The organism is Pseudomonas sp. ASL8 (assembly GCF_056680355.1).
In genome coordinates this window covers 2,367,398-2,379,508 of sequence record NZ_CM155278.1, presented here as the reverse complement: position 1 = coordinate 2,379,508, position 12,111 = coordinate 2,367,398, and the positions used below count along the sequence as shown (strand labels likewise).

Genomic DNA, 12,111 nt, shown 5'->3' with positions numbered 1-12,111 from the left:
CCCAATGGGACTGGCACTTCGCCACACATCAAGGCATGCTAGCCGCCCTTTGGGCGTCCGGCTTATAGTGCATTTCGCATTCGCCGCTTCAGTCCCGTCTTCAGGATTAAAGTTTGTCCACATCACTGTCCCCTTCTCCTCTGCGCACCCCTAGACGCGTACCCACGGTGCATTTTCGCGGCTCAGTGAAAGCTGTGCTCGCAGCCTTGGTGTTGCTGATGGTTGTGCTGTTGTTCTGGCAACTGATGGATCAATTCCAGCAGACTCAGGACCGCCAGCGTCAGCGTAGTCTCGACTACAGCGCCCAGCTGGCCGATCGTTTGAGCCTGAACATGGCACTCAGTGCGCAGGGCGCGCTCAACGTCCTGGATAATACGAAAGCGCAAACCCCAACCGCCGCACAACAAGTGCTGATGCTGGACACCCTGCGCCAGACCCTGCCGTCATTGCGCAGTGCTGTCTGGTTGAATGCCGAAGGCGAAGTGGTTAAAGACAGCGCCCGCAGCGATGCAGGTCCATCCAGCGACGCGACCTTCCTCGCGCAATTGATGCAGCGTGGTCAGGCGCATGCTTATTATTTCGGCAACGCATCGGATGGCTCACAGGTTTATTTGTTGGTGCGTCAGCCTGGCGAGACGACAAAAGGCTATTGGGTACTGCGCCTCGCGCCCGATGTGCTGACGAAACTTACTCACCAGACAACTCAGGATTTCCAGCCCATGTGGCTGCTGGAAAACAGCGTCAGCCAAACGGTGATCCATCGCGATGCCGCCGGCATGGACAGCCCGGAAGACGCCAGCCTTGATGGCATCCAGAATGTGTTGCTGTCACCGTTGACCCATAGCGACTGGCAATTGCGCGGCCTGTTCGATGCCAGCAAAGCGCGCCAAGAGTTGCTGCCTGCGCTGATCGGCAAATGCCTGATCGGGCTGTTGTGTTCTCTGCTGCCGCTGCTGGCCCTTGCCAGCCTGCGCCGTCGCCAACGACAAATGCTTGAGAGCAAACGTCGCTATCAGGACATTTTCGACGGCACCGGCGTCGCGCTCTGCGTGCTCGACCTGTCAGGGCTGCTGGGCTACCTGGGCAAGCTGCAGGTACACAGCCGCGATGATCTGGACCGTGTACTGACGACGCAACCGCAGCTGTGCCCGGAACTGCTACAACAACTGCGCATTACCGAAGTCAATCAGGTCGCGCTCGATCTGCTGAAAATCGAATCCGGCGCCCAGGCGTGGCAGCACCTGATCGAGGGCTGCCCGAGCACCCAGCAAGGGATTGGCCTGCAACTGATTCACGCGGTACTCACCCGGCAGAGTCAACTCGAACTGGAAATCCGTCTGGCCAGCCCGCAAGGCGACGATCAGTACCTGTGGCTGGTGATGCGCTTGCCGGAACCAGCCGACTATAAGGCCGTGATCCTCAGCATCAGCGACATCAGCAGCCGCAAGCGCGTCGAACTGTCTTTGGTCGAGCGCGAAGGTTTCTGGTCCAATGTGGTGCGTACCGTACCGGATCATCTGTACGTGCAGGACGTCATCAGCCAGCGAATGATTTACAGCAACCACCATCTTGGCGAAACGCTGGGCTACAACAAGGCCGAGCTACAGAAGATGGGCGAGTACTTCTGGGAGATCCTGCTGCACCCGGACGACGCCGAACACTATCAAGCCATGCGCCGACTGCAACGGCAAACCGGGCATGCCGAGTTGCTGCAATGCCAGCTGCGCTTCCGTGATCACAATAATCACTGGCGTCGCTTCGATATCCGCGAGCAAGCGTTGGTGCGTGACAAGAACGACGTTGTGACGCGCATCATCGGCGTGGCCAAGGATATTACCGAACAGCTCGAAGCCAGCGAGTCCCTGCGCGACAGCGAACAGCGTTACCGGATGCTGGCTGAAAGCATCAGCGATGTGATTTTCTCCACCGACAGTGCGCTGAAACCCAATTACGTCAGCCCCTCGGCGCAGACCGTCCTGGGCTACAGCGCTGAATGGATCCTCAAGCACGGCTGGCAATCGACCATCGCCAACCCACAGCAATTGACCAAGATGAATGCGCTACTCGAACGTGTCGCCAAGGCCTTGGGCAGACCCGACGAGTTGGCGAAATTGCGCGCGGACCTGCCGACCCAGTTGTTCCTCTTTGACTGCCTGCGAGCCGACGGACGCAAGATCCCGATCGAGCTGCGCCTGATTCTGGTGTGGGATGAGCACGGGACCTTTGAGGGCATCCTCGGTGTCGGGCGTGACATCAGCCAGCAACGTCGTGCCGAGAAAGACCTGCGCATGGCCGCCACGGTATTCGAACACTCCACGTCGGCGATCCTGATCACTGACCCGGCTGGCTACATCGTGCAGGCCAACGACGCGTTCAGTCGCGTCAGCGGTTATGACGTGTCAGAAGTACTCGATCAACTGCCCACCATGCTGACCGTCGATGATCAGCAGGAAGCGCACTTGCGTTACATCATCAAGCAGCTGCACCAACGCAGCAGTTGGGAAGGCGAAGTCTGGCTCAAGCGTCGCAGTGGCGAGCATTACCCGGCGTGGGTCGGGATCACTGCGGTGCTCGACGATGAGGGCGATCTTGCCAGCTACGTGTGCTTCTTCAGCGACATCAGCGAGCGCAAGGCCAGTGAACAACGCATCCATCGGTTGGCCTATTACGACGCCCTGACGCACCTGCCCAACCGCACCCTGTTCCAGGACCGCCTGCACACCGCACTTCAGCAGGCCGAGCGTCAGCAGGCGTGGGTAGTGCTGATGTTCCTCGACCTGGACCGTTTCAAGCCGATCAACGACTCCCTCGGCCACGCCGCTGGCGACCGCATGCTCCAGGAAATGGCCTCGCGACTGCTGGGTTGCGTTGACGACGATGACACCGTGGCACGTATGGGTGGTGACGAATTCACCCTGCTGCTGCAACCGAGGGCCACTCGGCAGATCGCCCTGAACCGCGCGATCCATGTTGCTGAACAGATCCTCGGCAGCCTGGTGAAACCATTCGTCCTCGAAGGTCGCGAGTTTTTTGTGACCGCCAGTATCGGCATCGCGCTCAGCCCGCAGGATGGCAATGAGCTGAGCCAGTTGATGAAAAACGCCGACACGGCCATGTACCACGCAAAAGAGCGCGGCAAAAACAACTTCCAGTTCTATCAAGCCGACATGAACGCCACCGCCCTTGAGCGTCTGGAACTCGAAAGCGATTTGCGTCACGCCCTTGAGCAAGAAGAATTCACGTTGTATTACCAACCGCAGTTCAGCGGTGACGGTAAGCGCCTGACAGGTGCCGAAGCCCTATTGCGCTGGAACCACCCGCGACGCGGTCTGGTGCCGCCGGGCGACTTCATTCCGGTGCTTGAAGAACTCGGGCTGGTCGTGGAAGTCGGGGATTGGGTACTGATCGAAGCCTGTCGCCAGCTCAAGAGCTGGCACCAGGCCAAGGTCCGCGTGCCCAAGGTGTCAGTCAATATTTCCGCGCGGCAGTTCTCCGACGGTCAGCTGGGCACGCGCATTGCCAACATTCTCAAAGACACCGGCCTGCCGCCGGCGTGCCTTGAACTGGAACTGACCGAAAGCATTCTGATGCGTGAAGTCAACGAAGCCATGCTAATTCTGGACGGTCTCAAGCGCCTGGGCCTGAGCATCGCGATTGATGACTTCGGCACCGGCTACTCGTCGCTGAACTACCTCAAGCAATTCCCGATTGATGTGCTGAAAATCGACCGGACGTTCGTCGACGGCCTGCCGTCGGGTGAGCAGGACGCGCAGATCGCTCGCGCCATCATCGCCATGGCCCACAGCCTCAACCTATCGGTCATCGCCGAGGGCGTGGAGACCCATGAACAGCTGGAGTTCCTGCGCGAACATGGCTGCGACGAAGTTCAGGGCTACCTGTTCGGCCGCCCGATGCCGCCCAATCGCTTCGAAGCGCAATTCGCCAACGATGCGCTGTTCATGCTTGATTGATGGCTGCGGTGACTCACGTGAAAACCGCTTGTCTCTGACATGACTGCCTTTCATATGCCAGATAAAAGCCTATGGGTTAGAATGGCCTCCTTTTCTACTCCCCCGATCCTTGAGGACCGCCATGTTCAGCCGTGATTTGACTCTCGCCAAGTACGACTCCGATCTCTTTGCCGCCATGGAGCAAGAAGCTCAGCGCCAAGAAGAGCACATCGAGCTGATCGCTTCGGAAAACTACACCAGCCCCGCAGTGATGGAAGCCCAAGGCTCGGTCCTGACCAACAAGTACGCTGAAGGCTATCCAGGCAAGCGTTACTACGGCGGCTGCGAATACGTCGACGTGGTTGAGCAACTGGCTATCGATCGCGCTAAAGAGCTGTTCGGCGCCGACTACGCCAACGTTCAACCACACGCAGGCTCCCAAGCCAACAGCGCGGTCTACCTGGCATTGCTGCAAGCGGGCGACACCATTCTGGGCATGAGCCTGGCTCACGGTGGTCACTTGACCCACGGCGCCAGCGTCAGCTCGTCCGGCAAGCTGTACAACGCCGTACAGTACGGCATCGACGGCAACGGCCTGATCGATTACGACGAAGTCGAGCGTCTGGCCGTTGAACACAAGCCAAAAATGATCGTGGCGGGTTTCTCCGCGTACTCGCAAATCCTGGATTTCCCGCGCTTCCGCGCAATCGCTGACAAAGTCGGCGCTTACCTGTTCGTCGACATGGCGCACGTAGCCGGTCTGGTTGCTGCGGGCGTGTACCCGAACCCGGTTCCATTCGCTGACGTGGTCACCACCACGACTCACAAAACCCTGCGCGGTCCACGTGGCGGCCTGATTCTGGCCAAAGCCAACGCCGACATCGAGAAGAAGCTGAACTCAGCCGTCTTCCCGGGCTCCCAGGGCGGTCCGCTGGAACACGTGATCGCAGCCAAGGCCGTCTGCTTCAAAGAAGCCTTGCAGCCTGAGTTCAAGACTTACCAGCAACAAGTGGTCAAGAACGCCAAGGCCATGGCCGGCGTGTTCATCGAGCGCGGCTTCGACGTAGTGTCTGGCGGTACCGAGAACCACCTGTTCCTGCTGTCGCTGATCAAACAGGACATCTCCGGCAAAGACGCTGACGCTGCCTTGGGTCGCGCATTCATCACCGTGAACAAGAACTCGGTGCCGAATGACCCACGCTCCCCGTTCGTGACCTCCGGCCTGCGCTTCGGCACCCCAGCCGTAACTACCCGTGGCTTCAAAGAAGCAGAATGCAAGGAACTCGCTGGCTGGATCTGCGACATCCTGGCTGACCTGAGCAACGAAGCCGTGATCGACGCAGTACGTGAAAAAGTCAAAACCATCTGCGCTAAATTGCCGGTGTACGGCGCTTAATCGCCCCGTATTACTGGCGACATGAAAAAGCCCGGCTCTTGAGCCGGGCTTTTTGCTATATAAATACAGTCAAGCCTACAGCAATAGCACCCCATTTATTGTCGATCCTTATTCCAAAAAACTCTTGAAACCTGTCACTTCTGACAGTAGATGAAACCCCCAACAAACCCTTATGATTTTTCCTCGCCCGAAAATTAATTGGCAAGGCAAGGAGATTTATCATGAGCACGGAAGTAGAAAACTCGTTCTTGGCCACGCTTACCTTTGAGGCAGGCTTGGATGCAAGAAACAACCCAATTAACGTGCCTATTGATTTTTCATACTCCACGTTAGTTAGCGACACTAACGCTAAAACTATAAATTTGACGGGCGATGTTAGCGCTCATTTCGAAAACGCACATAACGAATATTTATACGCGAATGTTTTTGCGGAAAAACCCGTACTGCTTTATTTCCGATACATCGAATCGACAGGCTTTTATAATATTTGGATTCGAGACGGAGAGCAGTTTGGCAAGTCCATATCAAAAAGCAATTTGGGGTATATATACGCTGACTCCGGCGGCCTGCGAGTCGGCGACTTCAACTTGATTAGGAACGGAAAAAAAATAACGCTAGGCGATATCGAAGGGGATTCAGAAGCTGCAATTCGCCTTCAGCTAATGGTAGATAACACTGGGTTCAACCTAGAACTTTATAACAGGGTAACACTCGACCCCCGCGCCCCAAACAGATGGCATGCTTCCGTCGTCGACAAAGCGTCAGGCAACGCATATTTTACCCTCCACATATCAAAAAGAAATGTTGATTATATAAACCCGTAAGACACCTTTTTATTTAAACCACAATAATATTCTACTGAAACCAATTTGTTGGCGAAGCGTTGTATCAGACTCACCGCCTCGCCAACAAGTCTTCTATAAGCTGTTTTAAATCACCCGCGCAAACCCTGCCCTGATCTTCTCTTCCGGCAATTCATCAGCAATAAACACGATGACGCTTTCGCGCTTTTCATCTTCAGACCATTCAGTGTCCCAATCAAAGCCATACAACTTCAGCACGCCTTGAAACACCATGCGTCGGGGTTCGTTGGCGATGTTGAGGACGCCTTTGTAGCGCAGCAGTTGTTTGCCATGGTCTTCCAGCAGTTCGTTCATGAACTCGCTGAGTTTGTCGATATCCAGTGGCTGATCGGTGCGCAGGACGAGGCTGGTGATGCGGTCGATGTTGCCTGCGCTGCTTACTGGTTTCAGCGGACGCAACGTCATGCCGCCGCCAACGTCGGCATTGAGGTTGAAGCCGCGTACGTCCAGCAATTCAGCCAGATCAATATTGCCGTGTTCAACCACTCGAATCGGAGCACGACGGTTGATCCGGGTCAGCCGTTCACTCAGGGCATTAAAAGCGGCGTCATCCACCAAATCGCGCTTGCTCACCAACAGGCGATCAGCGAAACCGATCTGCGCCTGGGCGATGGTTTGGGTCAGGTGTTGCTCGGCATGGGCCGCGTCCACCAGGGTGATGATACCGTCGAGGAGATAACGCTCGCGCAGCTCCTCATCAATGAAGAAGGTTTGCGCCACCGGTGCCGGATCGGCCAGCCCGGTGCATTCAATCACCAGACGGTCAAAGGCAATCTCACCGCTGTCGAGCCGCTCAAGCAGCAAGTACAACGCCTTGGTCAAATCGGTGTGAATGGTGCAGCACACGCAGCCGTTGGACAGGGTCATGACCTGCACGGGCTCGGTGCCGAGCAATTGGGTGTCGATCCCCGCATCGCTGAACTCGTTCTCGATGACGGCGATTTTCAGGCCGTGTTCAGCCTTGAGCAGATGGCGCAGCAAGGTGGTTTTGCCCGCGCCGAGAAAGCCACTGAGTACAGTGACCGGAATGGGTTGCGAAACAGTCATGCGTACTCCTGCGTTTAAATGCGCTTCATAGCCAGACCCCAGAAACGAAAACGCGCCACGACTGGCGTGGCGCGCGGGATCAGAGATGACAATCCATCAGAGGTTCAGCAGCACTTCGGGCCACCTTTGCCACCGTAACGAGCCTCTTGGCGTTCACGAAAGAACGCTTCGTAGGTCATTACCGGCTTATCAGGGTGCCTGATCTGCATATGCTCGACGTAATTGTCATAGTCAGGCATGCCCACCATCAGGCGCGCAGCCTGACCGAGGTATTTCCCGAGACGACTCAGGTCATTGAACATGTGCAATTCCTCCGTTGAAGCCCGGGTTCATCGTGCGTTCGGCAGCGCCTGGAAAGGCGCCTCTTTGTCCGTACGCCCTTTGGTGCCCCACGCTGCCACACCGACCTTGATCGCATAGAACAGGATCGCGAACACCACCACCATGAACAGCGCGGTCAGGGTCGCGTTGGTGTAAGCGTTGAAGATCACGTGCTGCATCTGATCAATGCTGTTAGCCGGAGCCAACACCTGACCGGCGTCCAGAGCTGTGCGGTACTTGGTCGCCAGTGCCAGAAAACCAACCGCCGGGCTCGGGTCGAACAGCTTGATGTAGCCGGCCGTGGTGGTGCAGATCAGCAGCCACACCGCTGGCAGCATGGTGACCCAGATGTAGCGTTGGCGTTTCATTTTGATCAGCACAACAGTCGCGAGCATCAGTGCAATGCCAGCCAGCATCTGGTTGGAGATGCCGAACAATGGCCACAAGGTATTGATCCCGCCCAACGGGTCGATCACGCCTTGATAGAGCAAGTAGCCCCACATCGCGACGCAGCCTGCGGTCGCGATCAGGTTGGCAGGCCATGAATCCGTGCGTTTAAGCGCCGGAACAAAAGTACCCAGCAAATCCTGGAGCATGAAACGACCGGCTCGGGTCCCCGCATCCACGGCGGTGAGGATGAACAGCGCCTCGAACAGAATCGCGAAGTGGTACCAGAACGCCATGGTGTCTTTGCCCGGCAGCACCTGATGCAGGATCTGCGCGATACCGACGGCCAGGGTTGGCGCGCCACCAGCACGGGCCAGCACCGTGGTTTCGCCGATGTCTTTAGCCACCGCAATCAGCGCTTCCGGGGTAATGGTAAAGCCCCAACTGCTGACGGTTTGCGCAACCGTGACCGCGTCGCTGCCGACAATCGCTGCCGGGCTGTTCATCGCGAAGTACACGCCTGGATCGATCACCGAAGCCGCCACCATGGCCATGATCGCCACGAAGGACTCCATGAGCATGGCGCCGTAGCCGATGTAACGGGAGTGGGCTTCGCTCTCAAGCAGCTTCGGCGTGGTGCCCGACGCGATCAACGCGTGGAACCCGGACACCGCACCGCAGGCAATGGTGATGAACAGGAAAGGAAACAGTGCGCCTTTCCAGACCGGACCGGTGCCGTCGGTGAACTGAGTCAGCGCAGGCATTTTCAACTCAGGCGCAATGATCAGGATGCCAATCGCCAAGGCGAGGATGGTGCCGATTTTCAGGAACGTCGACAGGTAATCCCGGGGCGCCAACAGCAGCCAGACCGGCAGTACCGCCGCAACGAAACCATAACCGACCAGCATCCAGGTGATTTGTACGCCGGTGAAGGTGAAGGCCTTGGCCCAGACCGGATCCGCAGCAATCTGCCCGCCGGTCCAGATCGACGCCAGCAGCAGAATCACACCCACCAACGAGATCTCGCCAATCCGACCCGGACGGATATAGCGCATGTAGATGCCCATGAACATCGCAATCGGGATCGTCGCGAGCACCGTGAACATGCCCCACGGACTGCCCGCCAGCGCTTTAACCACGATCAGCGCCAACACCGCGAGGATGATGATCATGATCAGGAAGCAACCGAACAAGGCAATAGTGCCCGGCACACGGCCCATTTCTTCACGGACCATCTCGCCCAGGGAGCGACCGTTACGCCGGGTGGACAGGAACAGAATCATGAAATCCTGCACCGCACCGGCGAACACCACACCGGCAATCAGCCAGAGCGTGCCGGGCAGATACCCCATCTGCGCCGCAAGCACCGGGCCTACCAGAGGACCAGCGCCCGCGATGGCGGCAAAGTGGTGACCAAAAAGAATGTGTTTGTTGGTCGGCACATAGTCCAGACCATCGTTATTGAGGACCGCAGGGGTGGCGCGATTAGGGTCCAGTTGCATCACTTTGGTGGCGATGAACAGGCTGTAATAACGGTAGGCAACCAGATAAATCGCGATAGACGCGACCACGATCCAGAGTGCGTTGATGGCTTCACCGCGACGTAAAGCCACGACCCCCAAGGCAAACGCTCCAACAACTGCAAGGATCAGCCAGGGCACATGACGCAGCAGGCTAGTATTGTTTTTCATTTTTTTTATTTTCCAGCGAGTGATCTAGGAACAGACCTCCGAGTTTAGACTCAACAGCGCGAAAGGCCACCCCCCGAACAGGGTCCAGCGCGGGTTTTCGGCGACGAAAGACCAAGAACAGCTCGCAATCAACCCGCAGGGAAAATGTCGGCAGGTACAGGCCGGTTTATGACGCTATAGTCAGCGCTTCAGAGGGTGAAACCATGACCGAATCCAACGCAGAGCGTCGACGTTTCAAACGCATCGCTTTCGACGCCAAAACCGAACTCAGCCAAGGCCCGAACCGCTGGCCGGTGCGGCTGCTTGACCTGTCCCTCAAGGGCCTGCTCATCCAGCGCCCAACCCCATGGCTCGGCGACCCGGATCAACCCTTCGCCGTCGACATCCACTTGAGCGAAGACGTCGATGTGCGCATGGACGTCCAACTGACCCACGAAGACAACCAACAGCTGGGATTTGTTTGTTTGCATATCGGGCTCGAGTCGATCAGTCACCTCCGTCGCCTGATCGAGCTGAACCTCGGGGATATGGATGAACTGGAGAGAGAAATAAAGGCGTTGGTTGAGGGTTGAGGTCAGGAGACAGTGCGAAAATGGCTGACCATGACCTGCAGCTCATTGCCCAAGCGTGCCAGTTCGACGCTGGAGGCTGCGGTTTCCTCGCTGGCGCCAGCGGTTTGCTCGGAGATGTCGCGCACATTGAGCACGCTGCGATTGATCTCCTCGGCCACGGCACTCTGCTCCTCGGCGGCGGCGGCAATTTGCTGGTTCATCGACTGGATGGTCGACACCGTGCGCGTGATACTTTCCAGTGATGTGACGGCGCGACGGGTCAATTCGACGCTGCTATCCGTGAGGATTCGGCTGCTTTCCATTACAGCAGACACTTCCTGTGTACCGCTTTGCAGGCTAGTGATCAGCCCTTCGATTTCCTCGGTGGATTTCTGAGTGCGCTGAGCCAGGCTTCGGACTTCGTCGGCAACCACAGCGAAACCCCGTCCCGCCTCTCCCGCTCGTGCGGCTTCAATGGCGGCGTTGAGCGCCAACAGATTGGTTTGTTGAGCCACGGCCTTGATCACATCGAGTACGCCGCCGATTTTTTCGCTTTCTTCCTTCAGATGGTTCATCGCGTTGTTGGAGTTGCCGACCTCGACAGCCAACAGTTCGATTTGATCGATAGCCTCGCCAATAACTTTTTCGCCTGCTCGCGCCTCTTTATCAGCGGCGGCGGCAGCATTTGAGGCTTCTTCGGCGTTACGTGCCACTTCTTGTACGGTGGCGGTCATTTCGTTCATGGCGGTCGCGACTTGATCGGTTTCGACTCTTTGGCTGTTCACACCCGCACTGGTCTGCTCGGTAACGGCAGACAACTCTTCCGCCGCACTGGCAATCTGGGTGACACCCTTGCTGATGCCTCCAATCAGCTCGCGCAAGCTCACCGTCATACCCTGCATGCTGCGCTGTAACTGGCCAAGCTCGTCACGCCGCTCGGTCTTGATGTCATGACTAAGATCACCCGCAGCGATGCGTTCTGCGGCTTTCAGGGTTTCCAGCAGCGGATGGACTATCTGTGCCGTGATGACCCAAGCCGCGAGGATGCCCAGGGCCAACGCCAGCAGCGTGCTGATCACCAGCCATTGGCGAGCACTTTGCGCTTCGCTGTCGCGTGCCAGGCTTTGGCTGTCTATGAGCTTCTGGCTAAGCGCTTCCAGACTGACGCCCGAAGCAGCCATCAGATCGAGCGTTTCCAAGCTGGTGTGTACTTGCGCAGCATAGTTCTGCACATCCTTGCGGTACTGTTGCAGCACGTGTTCCGCTTGCGTCAGGCCGCCCTGCTCTCGAGACCCGGTCGCGGCGCGGACCTTGATCAGTTCAGCGGTGATCTGGTCAATAGTCGCCAGGGTTCCTTGCTCTTTGTTCGGATCATTGGTGTAGATGAAGCTGTACACCGCTATGCGGGCCTGCTGGATATGCACGGCGAGCAGGCTGACGGCCTGGAACTGGCTTAGACGCAGAGAGTCATCTTGCCCTTCAATCGCCGGGGCGCTCACAAGGTCATGGGTGGTTTCATTTAGCGCCTCGGTAATTTCCGCAGCGCTCTGCACCAACTTCGCGAGCGCTGCTTCGCGGTCTTTAAAGGTTCGCTCAAGCGTGCTGAACCGGGTCCGGTAGTCCTCGACGATGCGGCCTTGCTCCTCGATAAGTTGCAGGTCCACAGGATTATTCATCACGCCGTTCAGAGACCGCTGACTGTCCTGGATACGCTCCAGCACGCCTGTCACTGCGGCGCTGTTTTGTTCGTTGCGCTCAGCCTGATAGCGCAGGCGGTTAACGCGCAAATCTTTAGTCAGGGCACTCAGGTTAGCAATGGCGCTGATCTTGTTGCTACGGTCAACCATATTATTGGCGCTGTGCCAGCCGGTCAGCGCGATCAATAAGGTCAGTAGCACCAACAGG

At 57.4% G+C, this 12,111-nt stretch carries 8 protein-coding genes and 1 pseudogene; 4 read left to right on the top strand and 5 right to left on the bottom strand.

All coding sequences use genetic code 11. The features are described 5' to 3' along the window. Positions 1 to 125 precede the first annotated feature (125 nt). The 3 genes from AC1MEA_RS10820 to AC1MEA_RS10810 all read left to right on the top strand — a co-directional run bounded on the left by AC1MEA_RS10820 (position 126) and on the right by AC1MEA_RS10810 (position 6,170). Positions 126 to 3,971: a sensor domain-containing protein gene (locus tag AC1MEA_RS10820; protein ID WP_480918124.1), complete on the top strand. Its 3,846-nt coding sequence runs from the start codon at positions 126 to 128 to the stop codon at positions 3,969 to 3,971. A gap of 121 nt (positions 3,972 to 4,092) precedes the next feature. Then, positions 4,093 to 5,346 (top strand): serine hydroxymethyltransferase, encoded by a 1,254-nt coding sequence (gene glyA, locus AC1MEA_RS10815; RefSeq protein ID WP_449635461.1) that lies wholly within the window; start codon positions 4,093 to 4,095, stop codon positions 5,344 to 5,346. A 221-nt stretch (positions 5,347 to 5,567) separates the two neighbouring features. Continuing rightward, the gene (locus AC1MEA_RS10810) at positions 5,568 to 6,170 is read left to right on the top strand and encodes a hypothetical protein (RefSeq protein ID WP_480917778.1); all 603 of its coding nucleotides are present in this window, start codon (positions 5,568 to 5,570) and stop codon (positions 6,168 to 6,170) included. A 105-nt stretch (positions 6,171 to 6,275) separates the two neighbouring features. Here the strand turns inward: AC1MEA_RS10810 and yjiA are convergent, their stop codons facing one another. The 3 genes from yjiA to AC1MEA_RS10795 form a co-directional block, all read right to left on the bottom strand. After that, on the bottom strand, positions 6,276 to 7,256 hold the full coding sequence (gene yjiA / locus AC1MEA_RS10805; protein WP_480917776.1) for a GTPase: 981 nt from the start codon (positions 7,254 to 7,256) through the stop codon (positions 6,276 to 6,278). 104 nt (positions 7,257 to 7,360) lie between these two features. After that, positions 7,361 to 7,558, bottom strand: a complete 198-nt coding sequence (locus AC1MEA_RS10800) for a YbdD/YjiX family protein (protein WP_219062619.1) — start codon at positions 7,556 to 7,558, stop codon at positions 7,361 to 7,363. A gap of 27 nt (positions 7,559 to 7,585) precedes the next feature. Then, positions 7,586 to 9,655 carry a carbon starvation CstA family protein gene (locus tag AC1MEA_RS10795; protein ID WP_480917774.1) on the bottom strand — a complete coding sequence of 690 codons (2,070 nt, stop codon included), beginning with the start codon at positions 9,653 to 9,655 and terminating at the stop codon, positions 7,586 to 7,588. Between the two features lie 203 nt (positions 9,656 to 9,858). Here AC1MEA_RS10795 and AC1MEA_RS10790 point away from each other — a divergent pair, with 203 nt between their 5' ends. Next, positions 9,859 to 10,227, top strand: coding sequence for a PilZ domain-containing protein (locus AC1MEA_RS10790; RefSeq protein WP_480917772.1), 369 nt, complete (start codon positions 9,859 to 9,861; stop codon positions 10,225 to 10,227). Between the two features lie 2 nt (positions 10,228 to 10,229). Here the strand turns inward: AC1MEA_RS10790 and AC1MEA_RS10785 are convergent, their stop codons facing one another. Next, a complete protein-coding gene (locus AC1MEA_RS10785) occupies positions 10,230 to 10,940 on the bottom strand; it encodes a methyl-accepting chemotaxis protein (protein ID WP_480918123.1) in 711 nt (236 codons plus the stop codon). Between the two features lie 198 nt (positions 10,941 to 11,138). Next, positions 11,139 to 12,053, bottom strand: a pseudogene (locus AC1MEA_RS10780) (methyl-accepting chemotaxis protein); the annotation flags it as partial. Positions 12,054 to 12,111 lie beyond the last annotated feature (58 nt).

Bases quoted from the DNA above. Each gene is read 5' to 3' on its own strand.
- glyA (WP_449635461.1), top strand. From the start codon at position 4,093: ATGTTCAGCCGTGATTTGACTCTCGCCAAGTACGACTCCGATCTCTTT.
- AC1MEA_RS10810 (WP_480917778.1), top strand. From the start codon at position 5,568: ATGAGCACGGAAGTAGAAAACTCGTTCTTGGCCACGCTTACCTTTGAG.
- yjiA (WP_480917776.1), bottom strand. From the start codon at position 7,256: ATGACTGTTTCGCAACCCATTCCGGTCACTGTACTCAGTGGCTTTCTC.
- AC1MEA_RS10800 (WP_219062619.1), bottom strand. From the start codon at position 7,558: ATGTTCAATGACCTGAGTCGTCTCGGGAAATACCTCGGTCAGGCTGCG.
- AC1MEA_RS10795 (WP_480917774.1), bottom strand. From the start codon at position 9,655: ATGAAAAACAATACTAGCCTGCTGCGTCATGTGCCCTGGCTGATCCTT.
- AC1MEA_RS10790 (WP_480917772.1), top strand. From the start codon at position 9,859: ATGACCGAATCCAACGCAGAGCGTCGACGTTTCAAACGCATCGCTTTC.
- AC1MEA_RS10785 (WP_480918123.1), bottom strand. From the start codon at position 10,940: ATGACCGCCACCGTACAAGAAGTGGCACGTAACGCCGAAGAAGCCTCA.